The sequence below is a fragment of the Pseudomonas sp. UBT genome, assembly GCF_050915955.1.
Classification (GTDB): domain Bacteria; phylum Pseudomonadota; class Gammaproteobacteria; order Pseudomonadales; family Pseudomonadaceae; genus Aquipseudomonas; species Aquipseudomonas antarctica_A.
In genome coordinates this window covers 486,442-509,652 of the sequence record NZ_CP168079.1, presented here as the reverse complement: position 1 = coordinate 509,652, position 23,211 = coordinate 486,442, and the positions used below count along the sequence as shown (strand labels likewise).

Here is a 23,211-nt window from a genome sequence, read left to right as displayed (position 1 = left end):
GTGTGACTGACACACCCAGGTGATGCCATCGCAGGCAAGCCAGCTCCCACACAAGCCAGCACACCGTTTTTTGGCGTACAGCTCGGGATTACTCGGCTTTATCCTTGGCCTGGTGCTTCACGATGATGTCCACCAAACGCTGGGCCAGCGCCGGGTAGTTCTCATCAAAGTGATGCCCGCCCGGCAGCTTCACGGCTTCGCCCACAGCGGTCTTGTCGGTGCAGCCACTCTCGTCGACTTCTTCGGCACCGTAGATGCACACCACCTTGTCGGCGGGCAGCTTGGCCATTTCCGGGCCGGTAGCGGCCTCTTTGCCTGCGTTGCCCAGCCAGCCTTCCACTTCGATTTCAAAGCTGCCGGTGCGCGCGAAGGCGAGCAGGATAATGGCGTCGACACGCTGCTGTTCGTTTTCCGGCATGCGGTTGTAGATGGCGGGCAGTACGTCGGCGCCGAACGAGTAGCCGGTCAGTACGAAGCGCTTGGTGCCCCACTTCTGCCGGTAGTGCTGCATCAGTTCGCTGAGGTCTTTGGCGCTTTGTTCCGGGGTCTTGTGCTGCCAGTAGTAGCGCAGCGTGTCGATGCCGACCACCGGGTAGCCGATCTTGGCCATTTCACCGGCCACGTCGCGGTCCAGGTCACGCCAGCCACCATCACCGGAGAGGAACAGGGTGACGGTATCTTTGGCTTGGCCAGCCGGTACTTCCACTACAGGAATCGCCAGGCCGCCGTTGTCCGAACCGACCAGCTGCTTACGCAGTTCGTTGTTCAACACTTGCGGGTAGTGAATGTCGTAGTCGCTGATGCTGGTGGTTGCGCGCGGGGTGTCGCGTACGAAACTGGCGCTTTCGTCGTCAGGGTTGTCGTTCCAGGCCACCAGCCAGTTGCCATGGGCGGAGGTTTTCGGCAGCGGGTCCTTGCAACCTTCCTGTACCAGAGTGAAGCCGACGGAGATGGCGTTGGCTTTGTCATCGCTCTGTGTGGCCAGCCAGCGCCAGGCGAGCGCAGCGCCAGGGCCAATGCCGCTGACCAGGGTCGCCGGGCCTTTAAGCTGGCCCAGGGCGCTTTGCAGAGCTTGTTCCTGCAACTTGCAGTCATCCTTCGGCAGGATCACTTGAACGATTTGCGCAGCGCCGCCTTGGCTCAGTGCAATCAGCTGGCTGTCGGTCAGGGTTTCATCAGCCATCACGGCCACGGCCACACGGGCTTTTGCCGAGCCGTTGGGTGTCACACGGGTCATAACCGTGCCATCAGCCTGTGGCAGTTGTTCCAGGGTCGGTTGCGGGGCAGGGCGGTTCCAGAACCAAAAGCCGCCGCCTGCGATCAGGGCGAGCAGCACTACAAAGGCCAATACATACCGCCAGGAGCGTCGAATCATCAGCGTTTCACCAATCCAGTCAAGCCGCCCGCAATCAGGGCGGCGGTATCGGCCAGTGCCACCAGCGGATCAAGTCCTGCGGGCACGGCCATATAACGGGGTTCCCAGTCAGGCTGGAACTTGTCTTTGAAGCGGCGCAAACCTTGGAAGTTATACAGTTGCTCGCCACGGCGGAACACCATTGAGCCCAGGCGTTGGGTCAGCGGGGCGCCACGGCGTGGTTGCAGGCCCGACAACGGCACCATGCCGAGGCTGAAGCGGGCGTAGTCATGGTTCTTATAATGTTGAATCAGGCCGACCATCATGAACTCCATGGTCAGCTTCGGCGCGTCCGGGTGCGCACGCATCAGGTCGAGACTGGCCAGGTCATGGTTGTAGGTCTCGAGCAGGTTGGCGAAGGCCACCGGGCGCCCTTCGAAGCGAATGATCGCAATGCGAAAGTGCTTGAGGTAGTCGTCGCTGAAACGGCCCAGGGAGAAGCCCTTTTCCCGTACGTTCTTGCCGGTCAGCCAGGCATCGGAGATGACTTTGAGTTCATCCATCGGCGCCTGGCCCGGTTCGCAGATCTCCAGGGACAGGCCGTCCCGGGTGCCACGGTTCCAGGTGTAGCGCAAATCCTTCATCTCTTTGCCCTTGGCTTCCAGGTCAAAGCGTTTCAGGTCGACGCGGGCTTCTTCGCCCAGCTTGATCGCGGTGAGGCCGATGTCCATGTAGTACGGCAGGTTCTCGGCGCGTACCTGGTAGAACACCGGGCGGGCGTGATGGATGTCGCACAGGTCGCGGAACTGCCAGATCATCTCGGCGCGGGGCTGGGTCGGGCCGATCGGGTCATACAAGGCCACCAGGCTGCGCCCACGACGGGCGTACATCAGGAAGGCTTCGTCGTTAGGGTGGAATAGCAGCGCCTTGTCGCCGGTCAGCGCGAGGCCGCCGTCGGGCTGGGACGAGGCCATCAGAATCTTGGTGGCGCGCTCCAGTTCGTCGGGTGTCGGCAAGTGGATCACCGGCCGCGCAGTGCGCAGCAGCCAGGTCAACGACACGATCACCAGCAACACTGCCGCACCGAGCAATGAGCGCAGGCCGCGAGGGGCGTTGGCATCCAGGGTGAACTGCCACCACAGTTGATGGCTGTACGGCACGTCTTGATAGGCAAACAGCAGCAGCCAGATCGAGGCGCCCAGCACGCAAACGCTGGCCACCAGGTACAACGGCGAGAACGGCAGTTCGGTCAGGCGGCTCGCGCGGTAGAACGAGCGACGGAAGATCGCCAGCAGCACCGCTGTCATGATCATCAGGCTGGCTTCTTCCCAGTCGAAGCCTTTGAGCAGCGAGAGCAGGGCGCCGGTCAGCAGCAACACCATGGTCAGCATCCACGCAGCCGACAAGCGCCGACGCAGGCCCTGGGCGAGCAACAGGCAGAGCACGCCGATCAGGCTGGCGCCAAAGTGCGAGGCGTCAATCAGGCGGTGGGGAATCAGAAAGCCGATGTTTTCCAGGCGTGTGTCGATTTCCGGCGTTGCGCCGGAAAACAGCAGGACCACGCCGGACAAAAAAACCAGTACGGCCAGCACGGGTGCGGCCAGGCCGGATGCCACCCGCAGGCTCTGCTGGGTCTGGAACAGGCGCTGAGCTTCGTTGACCAGCAGGAATACGCAGGCGATCAGCAGCGGCAGGACCACGTAGATCATCCGGTACAGCAGCAGGGCCGCGGCCAAAGGCGCGGCACCGAGCTTGTCGGCGAAGGCGGCGAGCAGAATCGCTTCGAATACACCCACGCCGCCCGGAACATGGCTGAGTACGCCGGCGGCCAGGGCCAGCAGATACACCAGCAGGAAGGGGCCGAACGGCGGCGCTTCCGGCAGCAACATATAGAGCACAGTGGCGGCAGCCGCCACGTCCAGTGCGGTGATGATCAACTGCAGGAAGGTCAGGCGCCGGCCCGGCAGGCGCAGCGTGCGGCGCCCGGCCTTGACCAGCAGGTTGTCCGGGTAGGGTTGTTCCGGCAGGCGGCGACGATAAATGCCGATGCACAGCGCGACCGACAACAGCAATACCACGCCGGCAATGCTGCCGAGCAAACCTTGCGACAGATGCAGGTAGGTGGACGCAGCCGGCAGGTTACTCAGCGTGGCCAGTGCGGCCAGCGGCGGCAGGGCAGTGCCCAGGGCCAGGCTGGCGAATACGGTCATATGGGCAACTTCCGAGGCCCCGATGCCATGGCGTGCATATAAGCGGTAACGCACCGAGCCGCCGGAAAGCATCGACAGGCCTATGGCGTTGCCAATCGCAAAGGCCGTGAACCCACCCAGAGCCAGCGTCTTGGCAGGCAGTTTCACCCCGGCATAGCGGGCGCCGGAGAACTCGTAACCCAACAGAATGATGAAACCGGCGACCGCCGCCGCAAACGCGCCCAGCAATGCCGGTTTGGGCACTTCCAGGATCGAGTCGTGGAGGGCGTACAGGTCCAGTTCCAGCAGCAGGTGTCGGCAGGCGATCAGGGCAATTGCGAACAGCAACAGGGTGACGGCCAGCCCGATGGGTTGACGGTATTTGCTCAACAGATCCAGCCAACGCAAACGGGTGGGAGTAATCGGTTGTTCCGCTGTGACGGTGTCTTGTGGTTCAGACGAGTTGGCGCGCATCAATCACCTCGTGGATTGTGCGCGACAGGATGGAGGTATCCAGCCAAGTTACCAATCCCTATGGACAAAATAATTACAAATATTAACGCTTATCGCCGGGTGGGGCGAATGCGGCCATTGGTCGTAGAGGGTCGTGCTTGAGTACTGAGCATAGCTTGCAATGACATGGACTCTGCAAACCGTATACGGTTTCATGAAAGATGCCATGCCATTGTTTCAGAAGAACTTTTTTAACCGGATACAAAAAAGGCCACTCTTTCGAGTGGCCTTTCTTGATGTTTGGTTGCGGGAGCCGGATTTGAACCGACGACCTTCGGGTTATGAGCCCGACGAGCTACCAGACTGCTCCATCCCGCGTCTGTGGCCGGCATTCTACAGCCCAGCGGCGGGGTGTCAACCGTTAATCGGCCGATGGGTCAAATAAGTGTGAATTAGTCGCTGCGTGTTGCCTATGTGCGGTAAGTCCGCGATGGGGAAAGAGTTTTTTGTCTTACAATTTTCATACAGGGATAAAACAGAGGCGCACAAAAAAGGCCACTCTTTCGAGTAGCCTTTTTTGATGTTTGGTTGCGGGAGCCGGATTTGAACCGACGACCTTCGGGTTATGAGCCCGACGAGCTACCAGACTGCTCCATCCCGCGTCTGTGTGTCGGCATTCTACAGCGGAACGCAGGTGTGTCAACCTGTGAATTGAAGAAAAGCGCTTGTGGTTCAATCGGTTAGCTCTCCAAAGCGCTGGCAGAAACGCCTCCGGGCCAGTCTGGCCGAGGGTTTCAGCTCTATCGGTAGGCTGATTTCGATTGAAAAAATAAATTCATCGCGGCGTTTTCCTACCGCTCGAACGGAAGATTCAAACTACTGGTGCTATATACAGGGGTGAGTGCGATACTGGCCATCCGTTGGATTACACCCTCTGTTTATATGACGCAGCGCAAAATCATCCACGTCGACTGTGATTGCTTCTACGCCGCCATCGAGATGCGCGACGACCCGAGCCTGGCGCAAAAGCCGCTGGCGGTCGGCGGCTCGGCGGATAGAAGAGGGGTGATCGCCACCTGCAACTATGAAGCGCGGGCATATGGCGTTCGCTCGGCCATGTCCTCGCGCCACGCCTTGAAGCTGTGTCCGGACCTGACCATCGTCAAGCCGCGCATGGATGCCTATAAAGAAGCGTCGAAGGAAATCCAGACGATCTTTCGCGAATACACCGACCTGATCGAGCCACTGTCGCTGGACGAAGCCTACCTTGATGTCTCCGACAGCCCGCATTTTGGCGGCAGCGCCACACGTATCGCCCAGGACATTCGCCGTCAGGTCTCCAACCAGTTGCACATCACCGTGTCCGCAGGCGTGGCGCCCAACAAGTTTTTAGCCAAGATTGCCAGCGACTGGAAAAAGCCCAACGGCCTGTTTGTGATTACGCCGGATCAGGTCGAAGATTTTGTGTCGCAGTTACCGGTGAACAAGTTGCACGGCGTCGGCAAGGTCACGGCCGATAAGCTGGCGCGCCTGGGCATTGAAGACTGCCTGCAATTGCGCGAGTGGAACAAGCTGTCACTGGTGCGCGAATTCGGCAGCTTTGGCGAGCGGCTCTGGAGCCTGGCCCGTGGGATTGATGACCGCGTGGTGCAGAACGACAGCCGGCGGCAATCCATCAGCGTGGAAAATACCTACGATGTAGACCTACCGGATCTATCAAGTTGTTTGGCGAAACTTCCCGAGCTGATGGAAACCCTGGCCGGGCGCATGGCGCGCATCGACAGCAGTTACCGCGCGGGCAAGCCGTTCGTCAAAGTGAAGTTTCATGACTTTACCCAGACCACCCTGGAGCAGGCCGGGGCAGGGCGGGACCTGGAGAGTTATCAACAGCTGTTGAGCCAGGCGTTCAATCGTGGCGGTAAGCCGGTGCGGTTGTTGGGGATTGGGGTGCGGTTGCTCGACCTCAGCAGCGGCAATGAACAGCTGCAGTTTCCCTGGTAAAAACCGGAAACCAAATGTGGGAGCGGGCTTGCTCGCGAATGCGCAATGTCAGTCGATACATTCATCACTGATACATCGTATTCGCGAGCAAGCCCGCTCCCACATTTAGATCTATAGCGTTTTCAGAATCTCAGCGTGCCCCAGGATCTGCGACAAGCCGCCCCGCATCCCTGGTCAGCGCTTGCAGGAATTCCTGCTGCAACTCGGGATCGTTACGGGTCAGTTCGATCAGGCTTTGTTCCAGTTCGCTGGCTTCTTCTTCCAGGCCCAGTTCCGACAGGCGCTTGACCCGGTGGACCCACTGGTTGACTTCGTCGTCTTCCAGATCGTCGTAGATCAGGCCATGAGCTTCCAGCAACTTGCCGCGCAAAGTGGTGCTGATCGCCAGGGTCGAGTCCGAATGCACGTCGTCCTGGCCATCTTCCACACTGATTTTCAAGGTGGTGATGCGGTTCAGGTCCTGCTCGGCAAATGGGCTGTCCAACAGGTTCAGGCGCAGTACGCCGTCGCGGTCGGTGGTCAGCTCATGGGTTTGCTTGCCGGCGGTGACCTGTACCGGACGCTCGCTCCAGGGCAGGCTCGAATACTCCGTGCGCTTGTCGCGCTGGACCTCATCGATACCGGCCAGGTTCTGTTGCGCTCGGCCATGGGATTGCACGTTCATGAACGGGTTGATGCCATCCACACCGTACGTCAGCCAATCGCGCGTCATGCTGGTGGGCAAGTTGCCGAGGGCGAAGATATTCGCCACGTTGGCGCCTGCGCCCGCCACCAGGGCGACCGCACCCAGGGGCATTTCATAGAGTTTGCGCCAGGGTTGGTAGGGGGTGTAGCGATCGTAACGGCGGGTGACTTCGAATTCGGTGACCTCGAAGGTCTTTTGCTCGTGAATGCGCACCCGGCGTTGTGGAAGCTCCAATACTTTGGGTTCGCCTACATCGATTTGCAGGCTGTGATCGAGCAACTTACGCTCGACCCGCTCCTCGTGCTCACTGCGTTGCGACATCTGGTTGGCGCAGCCGCTGACCAGCAGGGCGCCGCACAAGGCGGCGCCCCCCAGGGCTCTGGTGTTTCGCTTGAACATGACTTCTCTTGATCTGGTTTTCAGCGACGAATACGCGCCTGAAGGAAAGACAGCACGTCAGCCACCGGCAACGGTTGGGCTTCGGCTTCGGTCCGGCTCTTGTATTCCAGATTGCCATCGGCCAGGCCGCGGTCACTGACCACGATCCGGTGCGGGATGCCAATCAGTTCCATGTCGGCGAACTTGATGCCCGGGCTGGTTTTCTTGTCCCGGTCATCGAGCAACACTTCAAAACCGGCAGCCGTCAGTTCGGCATACAGTTTGTCGGTGGCTTCGCGTACTTGCTCGGTTTCATAACGCAGCGGTACCAGGGCAATCTGGAACGGCGCCAGGGCGTCGCTCCAGATGATGCCTTTCTCGTCGTTGTTCTGCTCGATCGCAGCGGCAACCACGCGGGACACGCCAATGCCGTAGCAACCCATTTCCAGGGTGATCGGCTTGCCGTTCTCGCCCAGCACTTCGCACTTCATCGCCTTGCTGTACTTGTTGCCCAGCTGGAAGATGTGCCCGACTTCAATGCCGCGCTTGATTTCCAGAGTGCCCTTGCCATCCGGGCTTGGATCACCGGCTACCACATTACGCAGGTCGGCCACGGTCGGAACCGGCAGGTCACGCTCCCAGTTCACGCCGAAATAGTGCTTGTCGTCGATGTTCGCGCCGATACCGAAGTCGCTCATCAGCTCGACCGAACGGTCGATGATGATCGGCAACGGCAGGTTCAGTGGGCCGAGCGAACCGGCACCGGCGCCAATGGCGTCGCGCAGCTCGGAGTCGGTGGCCATGACCAGCGGGCTGGCCACGCCTGGCTGCTGGGCTGCCTTGATTTCGTTGAGCTCGTGGTCGCCACGGATGACCAGGGCGATCAGCTTGCCTTCTTCTTCGGCGCGCACGATCAGGGTCTTGATGGTCTTTTCAATCGGCAGATTGAATTTTTCCACCAGGGCCGCGATGGTCTTGGTTTCTGGCGTGTCGACCAGGCGCAGCTCTTCGCTTGGCGCCGGGCGGGACGTTTCGCGTGGTACGGCTTCGGCTTTTTCGATGTTCGCCGCGTAGTCGGAGCCGTTGCTGAACACGATATCGTCTTCGCCGGAGTCGGCCAGTACATGGAACTCGTGGGAGCCGGCGCCACCGATGGAGCCGTTGTCCGCTTCAACCGGGCGGAACTTCAGGCCCAGGCGCGTAAACACGTTGCAGTAGGCGGTGTGCATGCGGTCGTAGGTGGCCTGCAGCGACGCCTGGTCAGCGTGGAACGAATAGGCGTCCTTCATGATGAATTCGCGGCCGCGCATCAAGCCGAAGCGTGGGCGGATTTCGTCACGGAATTTGGTCTGGATCTGATACAGGTTCAGCGGCAGCTGCTTGTAGCTGCTCAGCTCGTTGCGCATCAGGTCGGTGATGACCTCTTCGTGGGTCGGGCCGGCGCAGAAATCGCGGCCATGACGGTCCTTGAAACGCAGCAACTCAGGGCCGTACTCTTCCCAGCGCCCGGATTCCTGCCACAACTCAGCCGGTTGGGTACTTGGCATCAACACTTCCAGAGAGCCGGCGGCGTTCATTTCTTCGCGAACGATCGCTTCGACCTTGCGCATCACCTTCAAGCCCATGGGCAGCCAGGTGTACAGGCCGGAGGCCAGTTTGCGGATCATGCCCGCGCGCAGCATCAGCTGATGGCTGATCACGACCGCGTCGGAAGGCGTTTCTTTCTGTGTGGCGAGCAAATATTGACTGGTACGCATGGTAGGCCGTTGTCGGTTGCTTGGACTTGAAATGACTTGGGATTGTACGGGCGCAAACTGCTGGAGTACAGGTATCAGAATGCAGAGGGGTATGTGTGACCGAGTGGTGTCAGTCTTCCTGTGAAGGGCTCAAACGAGCCCGCCGACTTTCCTGAAACCAGTGCAACGCAATCAGGAACAGCGTCGGCACACCCAGCAGGCAGGTGATGACGAAGAAGTTGTGGTAACCGAACTTCTCGACCATCACGCCCGAGTAGCCACCAATCAGGCGCGGCAGCAGCAGCATGATGGAGCTGAGCAGCGCATATTGGGTGGCGGAGAACTTGAGGTTGGTCAGGCTCGACAGGTAGGCGACAAAGGCCGAGGTGGCCAGGCCTGAGCTGAAGTTATCCAGGGAGATGGTGAAAATCAGCATCTGCAGGTCCGGGCCCATGTCGGCGAGCATCACGAACAACAGGTTGGTGGCCGCCGAGGCTACGCCGCCGATGAACAGGATCGGCAGGATACCGAACCGCACAATCAACAGACCGCCCATACCGGCGCCGAGCAGGGTCATGATCAGGCCGAAGATCTTGCTGACCCCCGCAATCTGGTCCTTGGTAAAGCCCTGGTCGATGTAGAACACGTTGGCCATCACGCCCATCACCGTATCGGACATGCGATAGGTCGCAATCAGCCCGAGCAGCAGCAGCGCCTGCCAGCGGTAGCGCAGGATAAAGTCATTGACCGGCGTCAGCACCGGCGCCAAGCCACGCCGGCCCATGGCCGAGAGGCACAGGGTGGTAAGGATGATGTACAAGATGGCGCGCAGGAAGGCGCGGTCTTCCATCAGCAATTCCCACAGGCTTACACCGTGGAACAGCACGCTGGCGAAATCCGTGTTGTACAACTGGGTGAACATCGCGGGGACCGACACCAGCAGTACGATCAGCACGAACACCGAGACCAATTGGTGCGCGAAGCTGTAGCGGCCGGCCTGCAACTGGGTGCGCAGTGGCACATCGGGTTCACGCATGAAGAAGGTGGTCAGCAGTGCCGGGATCATCAGCAAGCCGAACAGCACATAAGTGCCGGTCCATGCCGAGTGCTTATAGTTGAAGCCGGTCGAACCGAAGCCTTCGGCAAAGAACAGCGCGCCAGCCGTGGCCAGTAGGGCGGCGATGCGATAACCGGACATGTAACTGGCGGCCAGAGCGGCCTGGCGGCTGTCGTCGGCGATCTCCAGGCGATAGGCGTCTACCGCGATGTCCTGAGTGGCTGAGGCGAAGGCAACGATGACGGCAATGGCGATCAGCCAGGACAGATGTTTTTGCGGGTCGCAGAAGCCCATGCCGATTAACCCGAGGATCACCAGCGTCTGGGCAAGTACCAGCCAGGAACGACGACGTCCGAGTTTACCGAGCAGCGGCAGGCGCCATTGGTCGAGCAGCGGCGACCAGACCCATTTAAAGGCATAGGCCAGGCCGATCAGGCTCGCATAGCCGATGGTCTCGCGGGCCACGCCGGCCTCGCGCAACCACACAGAAAGCGTCGAAAACACCAACATGTAAGGCAAGCCGGCGGCAAAGCCGAGCAACAACAGCACTAACGTCGAGGGGCTGGCATAGGCGGCGAGCGCGGCGCGCCAGGTTTTACGGGGCATGGGCTGGAGTCTGCCTCAGATTTGCGGAAACAAAGCGCGCACTCTAACCGCTGTGCTCTACCGGGCGCCAGCCATGACGCTGAATATCAACGCGATTGTTCAGGATACTGACGCCTTCACTGCGCAAACGCGCACGTTGTTCGTCGCCTGACGCACTACCCGCCGGCAGACTTATCCGACCACCGGCACCCAGTACCCGGTGCCAGGGCAACCGGGTGTCCTCGGGCAGTTGGCTGAGCGTGCGGCCGACCCAGCGGGCGGCACGGCCCAGCCCGGCCAACTGCGCCAGCTCGCCATAACTCACCACGCAACCTTCGGGCACTTGCGCCAATGTCAGGTACAACGCCGTGCGGCGCATTTCGGCGGGGCTTTGTGGTGTCTCGGCAGGTTGATTCACTGTAGGTATCGTCGGTTGATTTGTAAGAAACGTCTGTAAGCTTTGTGGTGAGCATTGAACTCATCATAAATACTTGAGTCAGTCGTACCTATCTAACACGATAGCGCCCCTTTTTTCGCCAATCCTGAGCCACGAATCCGCTTATGTTGTCCAGAACCCTGCTGTGCCTTGCTGTTTTCAGCGCCTCCACGCCCTTGCTCGCCGACACCGTCTGGCTGAAGAACGGTGACCGCCTGACCGGCAAGATCAAAGTCTTCGACGGTGGCAAACTGCTGATTCAGACCAGCTACGCGGGGGCGATCCCGGTGGATTGGAAGCAGGTCAAGACCCTGGAGAGCGATCAGGAACTGCTGGTCAAGCAGGACGCCTACAGCGGTGAAAAAGCCAAGTCCCTGAAAGCGGCGGAGGACGGCAAGGTCGTTCTCGCCAATGGCGAAGCGCCCAAGACTGTGGACTTGGCCAGCATCCAGCAAATCATCAAGCCCAAGCCGGTCATCGAAGACCTGGTGTGGAAGGGCAACGTCGACCTGGCGCTGGATTACAAGCGCGCCGACAAAGACACCAACGACTACGACGTTGACTTCAAGACCTCGGCCCGTCACGGCCAGTGGCGCCATACCGCGAAGGGTGAATACAACCGCGAGTTCCAGGATGACGTGACCACCACCGATAACTGGGCGCTGGAATATGACCTGGACCGCTTTATTACCGAGCATTGGTTCTGGCAGGGCCGTCTGACCTACAAACGCGACAAAGTCGAAGACTTGTCCCGCCAGCGCACCGTCGGTACCGGCCCGGGCTACCAGTTCTGGGACGATGAGCTGGGCGCGTTCTCCCTCGGCTCGCTGGTTAACCGCACCGATTATGAATATGCCGACGGCGGCAAGACCAACTTCTATTCACTGGCCATGAAGTGGAGCTACAACCGCTACCTGGTGGGCAAGACCGTGGAGTTCTTCACCAATGGTGAATTGGGCAAACCACTTGCCGGGCCGTCCGAATACTCCCTGGATGCGGAAATGGGGCTGCGTTACAAAGTCACTGAATGGGCTTCGCTCAACCTCAAGGCTGAGCGCGACATCATTAATGGCGAATCCCAGAGCAGCCTGGACAAGACCCGCTACACCGCAGGGTTCGGCGTGGCCTGGTAAAAGCTGCATCGGTCACTCTGGCAACCTGCGCGGATATTGATTACCTTGTGTTGAGATTCATTCCCATAGACGTCGTACGCTGTGGGCGGCTGAACACCCGAGGAGTTATACATTGAGCGCGCAGGTTGCCAAGAACGCCCGAGAGCTGTTGCTCAAGGAATACCGTGGGGCTCTCTCCACATTGTCCAAAGCCATGCCCGGGTTTCCCTTCGGCTCGGTCGTGCCCTATTGCCTCGACGAGCAGGGCCGCCCGATTATCCTGATCAGCCGTATCGCCCAGCACACCCATAACCTGCAGAAAGATCCCAAGTGTTCGCTGCTGGTGGGGGAGCGCGAGGCCGATGATATACAAGCGGTAGGGCGCCTGACCTACCTGGCCGAAGCTGAAAAGCTTGAGGATGAGGCTGCGATTGAAGCGGCCGCCGAGCGGTATTACCGCTACTTCCCGGATTCTGCCAACTATCACAAAGCCCACGATTTCGACTTCTGGGTGCTCAAGCCCGTGCGGCACCGCTATATCGGCGGGTTTGGCGCGATTCACTGGGTCGATCAGCTGACCCTGGCCAACCCGTTCGCCGGCAAGACCGAGCGCAGCATGATCGAGCACATGAACAGCGACCACACCAAGGCCATTGCGCATTACGTCGAACTCGCCGGCTTGCCTGCACATGAACCGGCGCAATTGGCCGGTATCGACAGCGAAGGCATGCACCTGCGTATCGGTCAGTCCCTGCACTGGCTGCCCTTCGCAGAGCCTTGCAACACTCCGACACAAGTACGCGAAGCCCTGGTTTCATTGGCTCACGCCGAAGTTTGGCCGAAAAAAGAACCCGCCGACGCTTGAAATCACGAAACGGCGACGTCATCTAAGGTGAACTGGCAAGGCATTCTTGCGTTGAGGAACCATTTGATGCGCCCTTTTTTATTGCTCTTTCTGCTGTTTCCGGTGTTGGAGCTGTTCGTATTCGTTCAAGTCAGCAGTGCGATCGGGTTCTTCCCGGCACTGTTGCTGATAATCGCGGGCTCGATGCTCGGCGTCCTGGTGCTGCGCGTCGCCGGCCTGGCAACTGCGTTGCGTGCCCGTGAAAGCCTGAACCGTGGCGAACTGCCCGCGCAGACCATGCTTGAAGGCCTGATGATGGCCTTGGCGGGTGGCCTGTTGATCCTGCCGGGTTTTATCAGCGATGTGGTTGGCCTGGTCATGCTGTTGCCGTTCACCCGCAAGCTGCTGGCCGGCAAGATGCGCCAGCGTGCCGAGGAGGCTGCGATTCGCCAGCGTGCATTCGCCGATGACCTGCAACCTCGTGGTGGCCCGGCTCCGCGCCAACCGTTGGGGCGTGAAGGTGATGTGATCGAAGGTGAGTTCGAGCACCGCGACAGTAAATAACCGCTTAATCGGCACGGCACCTTCGGGTGCCGTGTTGCGTTTACCGCCCGGCACACGCAAAAAATTTCCGCCGCGGCCCCTTGAAATAAGCTTATGCGCCCTTATGTAACGGTCACCGCAAGGTTTCTGGTGGCGACACCAGACAGACTTCCGCGTCTTGCTTGGCGAGGCGCGACCGGCACAGCCGGAATACAACCCGCCGGTACCAATACCGGCCGATGAAAAACACAATTAGGAGAGATCGACAATGAGCAAGCTTCGTCCTCTGCACGACCGCGTCGTTATCCGTCGCAGCGAAGAAGAAAAGAAAACCGCTGGCGGTATCGTTCTGCCAGGTTCGGCTGCTGAAAAAGCCAACCACGGTGTGATCGTCGCTGCAGGCCCAGGCAAGACTCTGGAAAACGGTGAAGTGCGTGCGCTGGCCGTTAAAGTCGGTGACAAGGTTGTTTTCGGCCCTTACTCCGGCAGCAACACTGTGAAAGTTGACGGCGAAGACCTGCTGGTAATGGCTGAGAACGAAATTCTCGCTGTACTGGAAGGCTGATTTTCCCGCTCATTTTTCCGTTACTCCAAAGAATTTAAGGAATATCGATCATGGCTGCTAAAGAAGTTAAATTCGGCGATTCCGCCCGCAAAAAAATGCTCACCGGTGTTAACGTCCTGGCTGACGCAGTAAAAGCGACCCTGGGCCCTAAAGGCCGTAACGTGATCATCGAGAAGAGCTTCGGCGCTCCGACCATCACCAAGGACGGCGTTTCGGTCGCTAAAGAAATCGAACTGGAAGACCGTTTCGAAAACATGGGCGCGCAGCTGGTCAAAGACGTTGCCTCCCGTGCCAACGATGACGCAGGCGACGGCACCACCACCGCTACCGTTCTGGCTCAGGCAATCGTCAACGAAGGCTACAAGGCCGTCGCTGCCGGCATGAACCCGATGGACCTCAAGCGCGGCATCGACAAGGCGACCATCGCCGTTGTTGCTGAGCTGAAAAACCTGTCCAAGCCATGCGCTGACACCAAGGCTATCGCTCAGGTAGGCACCATCTCCGCCAACTCCGACAGCTCCATCGGCGACATCATTGCCGAAGCCATGGAAAAAGTCGGTAAAGAAGGCGTGATCACCGTTGAAGAAGGCACTGGCCTGGAAAACGAACTGTCGGTTGTAGAAGGCATGCAGTTCGACCGTGGCTACCTGTCCCCGTACTTCGTCAACAAGCCAGAAACCATGGTTGCCGAGCTGGACAGCCCGCTGATCCTGCTGGTCGACAAAAAGATCTCGAACATCCGCGAAATGCTGCCAGTACTGGAAGCCGTTGCCAAAGCCGGCCGTCCGCTGCTGATCGTTTCCGAAGACGTTGAAGGCGAAGCCCTGGCGACGCTGGTTGTGAACAACATGCGTGGCATCGTTAAAGTCGCAGCCGTCAAGGCTCCAGGCTTCGGCGACCGTCGCAAGGCCATGCTGCAGGACATCGCTGTTCTGACCGGCGGTACCGTTATCTCCGAAGAGATCGGCCTGAGCCTGGAAAGCGCCACCCTGGAAAACCTGGGCAGCGCCAAGCGCGTGACCATCTCCAAGGAAAACACCATCATCGTTGACGGTGCTGGCGTAGAGCAGGACATCCAGGCTCGCATCACTCAGATCCGTGCCCAGGTTGCTGAAACTTCCTCGGACTACGACCGTGAAAAACTGCAAGAGCGTCTGGCCAAGCTGTCCGGCGGCGTTGCAGTAATCAAGGTTGGCGCTGGTTCCGAAGTTGAAATGAAAGAGAAGAAAGCCCGCGTTGAAGACGCCCTGCACGCAACCCGTGCAGCCGTTGAAGAAGGCGTGGTACCTGGCGGTGGCGTTGCGCTGATCCGTGCTCTGGAAGCTTTGGTTGACCTCAAAGGCGACAACGCTGACCAGAACGTGGGTATCGCTGTACTGCGTCGTGCTGTCGAAGCACCCCTGCGTCAGATCGCTGCCAACTCCGGCGACGAGCCAAGCGTTGTGGTCAACGAAGTCAAGAACGGCAAAGGTAACTACGGTTACAACGCTGCAACTGGCGTCTACGGCGACATGATCGAAATGGGCATCCTGGACCCTACCAAGGTGACTCGTTCGGCATTGCAAGCAGCAGCTTCCATCGGCGGTCTGATCCTGACCACCGAAGCGGCAATCGCTGATGCACCGAAGAAAGAAGGCTCGGCTGGCGGCGGTATGCCAGACATGGGCGGCATGGGTGGCATGGGCGGCATGATGTAAGCCAGCCTTACCCGGCTAATAAAAACCCCGCCTGCAGCGATGCAGGCGGGGTTTTTTTATGGGGCTTGATGATGAATCAGCCGAGGGTGCGCCGTCGCAACAGCTTCCTGAAGGTCATTCCCCGCGCCAAGGTCACTTGGGCAGTCGGCATAAGTGCCAGGGGTTGCGGTGCAGCAACTTCCTTGAGTGGGCGAGGGACAGGCAGGTGCGCGAGTTTTTCAGGGGCGGTGGGCCTGGGCCGCCTCCCAGGCGCGGGTGTGACGACCAGACCCTGGGTTTTTGCGGGGCGCGCCGTATTCGCGGTGTGGTCGCCAGCGTGTTTGTCTTCCATTCGTGGCGATGGCGAGTCTGTGACCGCCAGGCGCGAGGCCGACGCATTGCCGGGCAAGAGTGAACCGGAAACGATGCACAGCGACAGCATCAACGTGGACAAATGCTTCTTACGGGGACGCATGAAAGAGCTCTCCAACCTGGGATTCAGTTGGTGAGGTTACGAGCAATGCGAAAGCTTCACTGTCACAGGCTGTAACACGCAGGTTACATCGGCCTTAGTGGCAGAATAAGGCTCAGGCGTGCGCCGCCCAAAGGGCTGCGCGATACCGACAATTCACCGTGATGCCACTGGGTTGCGCGCTTGGCCAGTGCCAGGCCAAGGCCCGAGCCAGTAGGCTCATCGCCGCCCAGGGCAAGCCGCACAAAGGGCTCGAAGATCTTGTCGCGGTTCTCCGCCAATACGCCGGGGCCATCATCGTCTACATGCAGCACCAGGTGATGTTGGCCGTGGTAAGTGGCACTGACGCACACCTGATCGCGTGCGTAGGTGATGGCGTTGCTCAACAGGTTGCGCACGATCAGGTGCAGCAGGGCACGGTCACCGATCAGTTCAAGGTGGGCGGGCTCGGTTTCCAGGCTCAACTGGCGGTGGTGCCCGTCGAGCAAGGCAAACTCCTGGTGCAGCCATTCTCGCAGGTTGATCGGCTCATGCTGCAGGTCGGTCGGTGCGCCCGCCAGTCTCGCAAAGGCGAGGCTGGCGCGAACCAGGGCTTCGAGCTCTTCGACATCGGTGAGCAAGCGTTCTTGCAGGCGTGTACGGGTGAGCGGGTCTTCGCTTTTACCCAGAAGCGTCAAGGCAAAACGCATGCGTGCCAATGGCGTACGCAGTTCGTGGGACACGGCCTGGGAGACTTCGCGGTGGCGTTCGTTCATGGCGCTGATATCCCGCGCGTGTTGCTGCAACGTCATCAGCAACGGCGTCCATTCCTTGCCCATGGCAGGCAACATCACATTCGGGGTGCGTGCCAGTGTGCCAAGGCAGGTCTTGAGGGTGTTCAGGTCAGTGGTGCGACGGCGGTGCAGGCGTAAACCGATCCCGAGTAGCAGTAGCACCGGCAGGCCTGCTACACCGGCGGTGATCCAGTAAACCGGGAATTTCAGCAGATCCTTGACCTCGGCACTGCCCCACATAGGGCCGAATTGGATCACGGTGTCGTCATCCAGCGGAAAGTAGCTGATGTCTTCGTCGCTGCTCAGTGCAGGTTGTTTATGTTCCAGCATGACCAACGCTTCCGGCGGCAACTCGACCTCGTCCAGCGTGATCAGATTTACCGGGTACTGGAAGTGCGCGCGCAGGATGTCCATGCGTGCTTCACGTTGGTCGGCCGGCAAGGCTCTGAGCTGTTCGGCTACCAGGTAGGCCGGCCCGGCCATCAGGCGCAAAAAGCTGTCTTCGCCGACAAACACCGAGGCGTTGGCGCATAGCCACAACAGATAAAACGTCAAACTCGCCCAGCCCGCGCCTGCTACGGCGACCATCCAGGGCCGCACCTTAGTCAACATGTCGGGCCTCCTGCGGGCTTTCCACGAACAGGTAGCCTTGGGCGGTGATGGTCTGGATGGTCACCGGGCATTCCAGGCTCATCAGCTTTTTACGCAAGCGCGACACACGCATATCGATGGAACGGTTGAGCCCGTCGTATTCCAGGCCGCGCAGGCTCTGCAGGAGTTTTTCCCGCGTCAGCAACACCCCGCAATGGCGCGCGAAAATCGCCAGTAATTCGAACTCGGCAACCGAGAACTGTAAAGGGGTCTCGTCGAGCCAGGCGAAATGGCTGTTCAGGTCCAGCCGAAAGGCGCCCCACTGGTAATAAGCACGCGGGGCTTGAGGATGGCGACGCAGCAACGAGCGAATTCTGGCCAGCAACAGCAGCGGGTCGACAGGCTTGACGACATAGTCATCCGCGCCGACGTTGAAGCCGGTCAGTTGCTCGGCGTTTTCATCCAGCGCGGTCATCATCAGGATCAGCCCGGGGTACTGATCGCGAATCTGTCGGCACAGGGTAAACCCGTCGATGCCCGGCAACATGACATCGAGGATCAACAGCGCCGGCTGTTCGTCAAGAATGCGCTGTGCGGCGCGATCGCCACGGTGCTCAACCGCCACGGTAAACCCTTCGGCACGCAGGAATTCGGCCGTCAGTGCGGCCAAGGGGCGGTCGTCTTCAATCAGCAGCAGGGTGTCGGACATGAGAGGGCGCCATCGCCGGAGAATGGGCGCAAGTGTTACGCCCTTGCCATGGGGAGGCAAGGGCTCACGAGGGCGTCAGCGCACGCTGATTGCAGGCGCCGCGTCCTTGGGCGCTTTCCAGCTCAATAATTGCTGTGTGAACCCATAACTGGCGGCCTGATAGTAAGTAATTGCGCGTTGGATCAACGGGTCATCCGTGCCCACGCGTAACTCCTGGCTCTCGCCCAGGGCCTGATCGTGGCGACGCAGGCCTTGGCGCGGGCTGAGGATCGCCAGGTCTTTGCCATCAAACAACCCCAGGTGCTGGTAGTTGCCGACCACTACGCGCGGTGGCAGCGGGCTGTCTTGCAACAGGTTGCGGCCGAAGAAGGTGGATTCGTAGCTCAGGTTGATCAAACCCAGCAACGTAGGTGCCAGGTCGATCTGGCTGGCCAGTTGCGCGGTTTCCCGGGCCTCGATCAGCTTGGGTGCATAGATAAACAGCGGGATCTGGTAGTTGGCGATAGGCAAGTCTTCCTTGCCTGCGCTGCCGGCGGTGTGGTCGGCGACGAACACGAAAATCGTGTTATCGAACCACGGCTTCTGGCGTGCCGCGTCGAGGAACTCGCCGATGGCGTGGTCGGTGTATTTCACCGCGCCGTCACGGCCGTTGCCGGATTTGATATCGATGCGACCTTCCGGATAGGTGTAAGGGCGATGGTTGGATGTGGTCATCAGTTGCAGCAGGAAGGGCTGCTGCTTGGCGTAGTCGGCATCGGCCAGTTTCAGGGTTTGCCGGTAGAGGTCTTCGTCGGCCATGCCCCAGGCATTTTTGAACGAGATCTCCGATTCCGCCACGCTGCTCTGGTCCACGACCCGATAACCGTTGCCGCTGAAAAACGCGTTCATGTTGTCGAAGTAACCGCGTCCGCCGTAGACAAAGACACTGTCGTAACCGATGGCGCCGAGTTGTTGGCCGAGGCTGGCGAAACCGCTCTCACGGCCGATGCGCTTGACGATTGAACGGCCGGGCGTGGGAGGAATCGCCAGGGTGATCGCCTCCAGGCCACGGTCTGTGCGGGTGCCGGTGGCATAGAAGTTATTGAAATACAGGCTTTGTTTACGCAAGGCGTCGAGGTTGGGTGTGAGGTTGCGGTTGTCGCCATTGCTGCCCATGTATTTGGCGCTGAAGCTTTCGATGGTCACCAGCACGATGTTGGGTTTGCGCAACGTGCCGGGGTTGGTGATTGCACGGCGGATGTCCAGCGGGTCGGTGCCGATGAAGCGCGCATTGGGCTCGCTGAGTTCAGCACGCAATTGCTTGGCGACAACCTCGGTGGGCAGGCTTTTATAGAACTGTGTGTAATCCAGCTCGTTGTTGCGGAACGCGGCAAAAAACTGATACGGGCCGTTGCTCGCCAATTCATTCTTGTAAGCGTTGCCACCCGAGGAACGTGGGCTGTCCTGACTGATCAGTTGCATGAAGAGACCGGCGACTACCAACAGGCACAGGGCATTCAACAAGCGACCACGCAGGGGCGGCAGGGGCGCGTTCATGGCGCTGTTGAACGGCTTGCGCAAGGCCAGGCTCAGCACAATCGCGAGCATCGCCAACAGGCTGAGCAGCTTGCCGATCGGGTAGGATTCGAGCAGGTTGTTCATCACCTCGTTGGAATACACCAGGTAATCGACGGCGATAAAGTTGAAGCGCACGCCGAATTCATCCCAGAACAGCCACTCGGCCACCGACGTAAACAACATGGCGAACAGGCTGACGGTCAGCACCGCCTGCAGGAACCAGCGATGGCCACGACGGCGCCACAGTGCGGGTGGGCAGAGCAGCAGATACAGACCCAGCGGCAAAGCGGCATAGGCCAGGAAAGCCAGGTCATACAGCAAGCCAACGCCAAACACGGGCAGCAGGTTGCCACCGACTTCATCCAAATGCGTGATCAGCAGCACACTGCGGGTGAGCAGGAAAATAACCAGCCATGCGCCGGTTACGAGCAGCAGAAAGCGCATCGGCGCGGTGTTGAAAAACCCCATGTCCATATTCCTTATATCAATGGACGCCGATATTCGGCCTGTCACTGTAGCCAGTTTGTGAAGCTATAGTGAAAAACTTGTTGGTTTGTATAATTGGTTGAAAACCTATATCGACGTGGCGTCCAGCTCTATCCCTGAGCCTCGCTTGGCCTTAAGCTGCGCGAGCCAACACGGCCGTTACCGCGTACGGAGACACTGCCCATGCGAATTTTATTGGTTGAAGACAACCGCGATATTCTGGCCAATCTGGCCGATTACCTGGGGCTAAAAGGCTATACCGTAGACTGTGCGCAGGACGGTTTGTCGGGCTTGCACCTGGCCGCCACCGAGCATTACGACCTGATCGTGCTCGACATCATGCTGCCTGGCATCGATGGCTACACCTTGTGCAAACGCCTGCGTGAAGACGCTCGTCGCGATACGCCGGTAATTATGCTCACCGCGCGCGACCAGTTGGATGACCGGCTGCAGGGCTTCAAATCCGGGGCCGATGATTACCTGCTCAAACCGTTCGCCCTGTCGGAATTGGCCGCGCGCATCGAAGCGGTTCTGCGCCGTGCCCAAGGGGGCGGCCGTCGCGCGCTGCAAGTGGCCGACCTGCATTACGATCTTGATACCCTGGAAGTGACCCGCGAAGGGCGCCTGCTCAAGCTCAACCCGGTGGGCCTGAAATTGCTCGCGGTGCTGATGCAAAAGAGCCCGCACGTGTTGCGCCGAGAAATTCTCGAAGAAGCCCTGTGGGGCGACGACTGCCCGGACAGCGACAGCCTGCGCAGCCACGTTCACCAATTGCGCCAAGTGATCGATAAGCCCTTCGCCAAGCCGTTGCTGCAAACCGTGCACGGTGTGGGTTATCGCCTGGCCGAGGGGCGTGATGGAGTTTAAGCAAAGCCTCGCCCAGCGGATCATCATCGCCTTTGCCTTGATGAGCGCACTGGTGGCGGGGGCGTTCGCCATGGGCATCGTTGCGACCGTGCACCTGGTGGAAGAAAAACTGATTTCGGCCGGCCTGGGCGGCGACCTGCAGCGCCTGTTGCTGATGGACAGTGTCGAGGACTGGAGCCATCGCCCAGAGCCGGATCAATTGTTCTATTTCAGCGGCGGGCCCGGGGATTTCGAACTGCCCAAGGATTTGCGCCATCTGGAGCCTGGCTTTCATGAGGTGTTTCGCGAGTCGCTGTCGTACCACGCCATGGTCGAAGTGGTCGATGGCCGGCGCTACGTCCTGCTGCAAGACCAAAGCGATTTCGAAGAGCGTGAGCGCGTACTGTTTGCCGTAGTGCTGGTGGGTTTTGTACTCAGCCTGGCGCTGGCGGTGTTCCTCGGTTGGGTGCTGGCCCGCAAGGTGATGGCGCCCGTGGTGCGTCTGGCGCGCCAGGTTCGTCATCGTGACCAGTTGCTGGGTCTGGCGCCGCCCCTGGCGCCGGATTACGCGGCCGATGAAGTCGGTGAGCTGGCCGTGGCCTTCGACGCCACCCTGGGCCGGTTGCGGCAGGCATTGTCTCGTGAGCAATTGTTTACCAGCGATGTCAGCCACGAGTTGCGCACCCCCCTGATGGTGTTGGCCAGCTCCTGTGAGCTGCTGCTGGAAAACCCCGCCATTGATCAGCGCGGCCGCAATCAGGTGCTGCGCATTGCCCGGGCCTGCGAAGAAATGCGCGAGCTGGTGCAAACCTTCCTGATGCTGGCCCGTGCCAAACACGATGATGCGGCCATGTCGCCCCAGGTCAACCTGACCCAGGTGGCCGAAGATTTGCTCGGCATCTGGCGCGAGCCCATCGAGCACAAAGGCCTTGAATTGATCTACCTCCCGGGCAATCCCCTGGATACCCGCTACAACACCACCTTCTTGCATGCAGTGATGGGCAACTTGCTGCGCAACGCGCTGCACTACACCGAGCGGGGCTTTATCCGGCTGACACTCGAACCTAGCGGCTTTGTTGTGGAAGACTCCGGCGTCGGGATTCCCGAAGACAAGCGTGAAGCGATGTTCGAGCCCTTTGTGCGCGGCAGCGAAAAGCGCGGTGAAGGCCTCGGTTTAGGCTTGTCGTTGGTGCAACGGATCTGCGAGAGCCAGGGCTGGAGCGTCAGCCTGAGCACCATGGAGCCCAATGGCTGCCGCTTTCATGTGCAGTTGAGCCAGGTCAAACCCTGAGCACCCTCCCTGCCGCTATCCTGCGGCAGGTACCCCGCTTTTCGGCGAAGATGGCCCCATGCCACTGATTGTGTCTGTAAAGTCTTGAAATGTATGGGGCTGGACAGGACAAGTTTTTCACAACGGGTTGACCTGTTAGTCACACTTCGCTGCTTAAGGTTGTAGGCATCAGCAACTGGAGAACCGTTGATGTCTACCCCGATCAAGCTCGATTTTTCTGAAAAGTACGACGATCAGCACGCGCAGGAATATTTGCTCAAACATCAGGACAATCTGGCTCGCCGGTTGTCCCACAAACGCGACGAGCAATTGGCGCGCGGCGCGTTGGCCATGGCCGGCGAGCCAGGCTTGGTGTTGGACCTGCCCTGTGGGGCTGGACGTTTCTGGCCGTTACTGGCGGAAAAGCCCAATCGGGTGATTATCGGGGCCGACAATTCGGCATCGATGTTAAACGTCGCCACTATTGCCCAACCGGCTGACGTGGTGAAACGGGTACGTCCTTTGCAGACGTCTGCGTTCGATATTGATTTACCGGATAACTCGGTCGACAGCATTTTCTGTATGCGCCTGCTGCACCACATTGGTGATGCGGAACACAGGCTGGCGATACTGAAGGAATTTCAACGAGTTACCCGCGACAGCGTGATTGTTTCGCTGTGGGTAGATGGCAATTTCAAGGCCTGGAAACGCAAGCGCCTCGAAGCGAAACGTCGCGAGAAAGGTGAGCAGGAAGGTTATCAAAACCGGTTTGTGTTACCGGCTGCTACTGTTGAGGCAGAGTTTGAGCAGGCCGGTTTCCGGGTTCAGGAGTCCCTGGACTTCATGCCGCTCTACGCCATGTGGCGAGTATATGTATTGCGTAAGAGGTAACA

Annotated in this window: 19 protein-coding genes and 2 tRNA genes; 9 read left to right on the top strand and 12 right to left on the bottom strand. The window is 59.5% G+C overall.

The window, feature by feature from the left end; all coding sequences use genetic code 11:
- Window positions 1-88: 88 nt before the first annotated feature.
- The 4 genes from ACDZ94_RS02375 to ACDZ94_RS02360 all read right to left on the bottom strand — a co-directional run bounded on the left by ACDZ94_RS02375 (window position 89) and on the right by ACDZ94_RS02360 (window position 4,658).
- Complete coding sequence (locus tag ACDZ94_RS02375; RefSeq protein ID WP_064453995.1) at window positions 89-1,375, bottom strand: virulence factor family protein; 1,287 nt, start codon at window positions 1,373-1,375, stop codon at window positions 89-91.
- Window positions 1,375-4,017, bottom strand: a complete 2,643-nt coding sequence (mprF, locus tag ACDZ94_RS02370) for a bifunctional lysylphosphatidylglycerol flippase/synthetase MprF (RefSeq protein WP_221295587.1) — start codon at window positions 4,015-4,017, stop codon at window positions 1,375-1,377. Before mprF ends, ACDZ94_RS02375 begins: the two co-directional genes overlap by 1 nt.
- Before the next feature lie 280 nt (window positions 4,018-4,297).
- Window positions 4,298-4,374: transfer RNA gene (locus ACDZ94_RS02365), tRNA-Met, on the bottom strand.
- A gap of 207 nt (window positions 4,375-4,581) precedes the next feature.
- A tRNA-Met gene (locus ACDZ94_RS02360) sits at window positions 4,582-4,658 on the bottom strand.
- 280 nt (window positions 4,659-4,938) lie between these two features.
- Between ACDZ94_RS02360 and dinB the strand changes: the two genes are divergently transcribed.
- Window positions 4,939-5,997 (top strand): DNA polymerase IV, encoded by a 1,059-nt coding sequence (gene dinB, locus ACDZ94_RS02355; RefSeq protein ID WP_432751015.1) that lies wholly within the window; start codon window positions 4,939-4,941, stop codon window positions 5,995-5,997.
- Window positions 5,998-6,127: 130 nt separating this feature from the next.
- On the opposite strand, the gene ACDZ94_RS02350 is transcribed toward dinB, so the two are convergent.
- From ACDZ94_RS02350 to ACDZ94_RS02335, 4 genes are all read right to left on the bottom strand, one after another.
- On the bottom strand, window positions 6,128-7,081 hold the full coding sequence (locus ACDZ94_RS02350) for a hypothetical protein (protein ID WP_432751014.1): 954 nt from the start codon (window positions 7,079-7,081) through the stop codon (window positions 6,128-6,130).
- A 20-nt stretch (window positions 7,082-7,101) separates the two neighbouring features.
- Window positions 7,102-8,817 carry a proline--tRNA ligase gene (locus tag ACDZ94_RS02345; protein ID WP_064453991.1) on the bottom strand — a complete coding sequence of 572 codons (1,716 nt, stop codon included), beginning with the start codon at window positions 8,815-8,817 and terminating at the stop codon, window positions 7,102-7,104.
- Window positions 8,818-8,926: 109 nt separating this feature from the next.
- Window positions 8,927-10,459, bottom strand: a complete 1,533-nt coding sequence (locus ACDZ94_RS02340) for an AmpG family muropeptide MFS transporter (RefSeq protein WP_064453990.1) — start codon at window positions 10,457-10,459, stop codon at window positions 8,927-8,929.
- Between the two features lie 43 nt (window positions 10,460-10,502).
- Window positions 10,503-10,817 carry an MGMT family protein gene (locus ACDZ94_RS02335; protein ID WP_064453989.1) on the bottom strand — a complete coding sequence of 105 codons (315 nt, stop codon included), beginning with the start codon at window positions 10,815-10,817 and terminating at the stop codon, window positions 10,503-10,505.
- 182 nt (window positions 10,818-10,999) lie between these two features.
- On the opposite strand from ACDZ94_RS02335, the gene ACDZ94_RS02330 reads away from it, so the two are divergent.
- From ACDZ94_RS02330 to groL, 5 genes are all read left to right on the top strand, one after another.
- Window positions 11,000-12,007 carry a DUF481 domain-containing protein gene (locus ACDZ94_RS02330; RefSeq protein ID WP_064453988.1) on the top strand — a complete coding sequence of 336 codons (1,008 nt, stop codon included), beginning with the start codon at window positions 11,000-11,002 and terminating at the stop codon, window positions 12,005-12,007.
- A gap of 112 nt (window positions 12,008-12,119) precedes the next feature.
- Window positions 12,120-12,851: a HugZ family protein gene (locus ACDZ94_RS02325; RefSeq protein ID WP_262666209.1), complete on the top strand. Its 732-nt coding sequence runs from the start codon at window positions 12,120-12,122 to the stop codon at window positions 12,849-12,851.
- 66 nt (window positions 12,852-12,917) lie between these two features.
- Window positions 12,918-13,394 carry an FxsA family protein gene (locus ACDZ94_RS02320; RefSeq protein WP_053257817.1) on the top strand — a complete coding sequence of 159 codons (477 nt, stop codon included), beginning with the start codon at window positions 12,918-12,920 and terminating at the stop codon, window positions 13,392-13,394.
- 247 nt (window positions 13,395-13,641) lie between these two features.
- Entirely contained in the window at window positions 13,642-13,938 is a 297-nt protein-coding gene (locus tag ACDZ94_RS02315) for a co-chaperone GroES (RefSeq protein WP_017846112.1), read from the top strand.
- Window positions 13,939-13,988: 50 nt separating this feature from the next.
- Window positions 13,989-15,635 (top strand): chaperonin GroEL, encoded by a 1,647-nt coding sequence (gene groL, locus ACDZ94_RS02310; protein WP_064453985.1) that lies wholly within the window; start codon window positions 13,989-13,991, stop codon window positions 15,633-15,635.
- Window positions 15,636-15,711: 76 nt separating this feature from the next.
- On the opposite strand, the gene ACDZ94_RS02305 is transcribed toward groL, so the two are convergent.
- The 4 genes from ACDZ94_RS02305 to ACDZ94_RS02290 form a co-directional block, all read right to left on the bottom strand.
- Complete coding sequence (locus tag ACDZ94_RS02305; RefSeq protein ID WP_432751013.1) at window positions 15,712-16,089, bottom strand: hypothetical protein; 378 nt, start codon at window positions 16,087-16,089, stop codon at window positions 15,712-15,714.
- An 83-nt stretch (window positions 16,090-16,172) separates the two neighbouring features.
- Window positions 16,173-17,471 carry a sensor histidine kinase gene (locus tag ACDZ94_RS02300; protein ID WP_221295582.1) on the bottom strand — a complete coding sequence of 433 codons (1,299 nt, stop codon included), beginning with the start codon at window positions 17,469-17,471 and terminating at the stop codon, window positions 16,173-16,175.
- Window positions 17,461-18,159 carry a response regulator transcription factor gene (locus ACDZ94_RS02295; RefSeq protein WP_064453983.1) on the bottom strand — a complete coding sequence of 233 codons (699 nt, stop codon included), beginning with the start codon at window positions 18,157-18,159 and terminating at the stop codon, window positions 17,461-17,463. The genes ACDZ94_RS02300 and ACDZ94_RS02295 overlap by 11 nt, the downstream gene beginning before the upstream one ends.
- A 75-nt stretch (window positions 18,160-18,234) precedes the next feature.
- A complete protein-coding gene (locus ACDZ94_RS02290) occupies window positions 18,235-20,184 on the bottom strand; it encodes an LTA synthase family protein (RefSeq protein WP_432751012.1) in 1,950 nt (649 codons plus the stop codon).
- A gap of 201 nt (window positions 20,185-20,385) precedes the next feature.
- Here ACDZ94_RS02290 and colR point away from each other — a divergent pair, with 201 nt between their 5' ends.
- From colR to ACDZ94_RS02275, 3 genes are all read left to right on the top strand, one after another.
- Window positions 20,386-21,069 (top strand): two-component system response regulator ColR, encoded by a 684-nt coding sequence (gene colR, locus ACDZ94_RS02285; RefSeq protein WP_016975511.1) that lies wholly within the window; start codon window positions 20,386-20,388, stop codon window positions 21,067-21,069.
- Window positions 21,059-22,339, top strand: coding sequence for a sensor histidine kinase (locus ACDZ94_RS02280; protein ID WP_064453981.1), 1,281 nt, complete (start codon window positions 21,059-21,061; stop codon window positions 22,337-22,339). The genes colR and ACDZ94_RS02280 overlap by 11 nt, the downstream gene beginning before the upstream one ends.
- Before the next feature lie 189 nt (window positions 22,340-22,528).
- Entirely contained in the window at window positions 22,529-23,209 is a 681-nt protein-coding gene (locus ACDZ94_RS02275; protein ID WP_128591768.1) for a class I SAM-dependent methyltransferase, read from the top strand.
- Window positions 23,210-23,211: the final 2 nt, after the last annotated feature.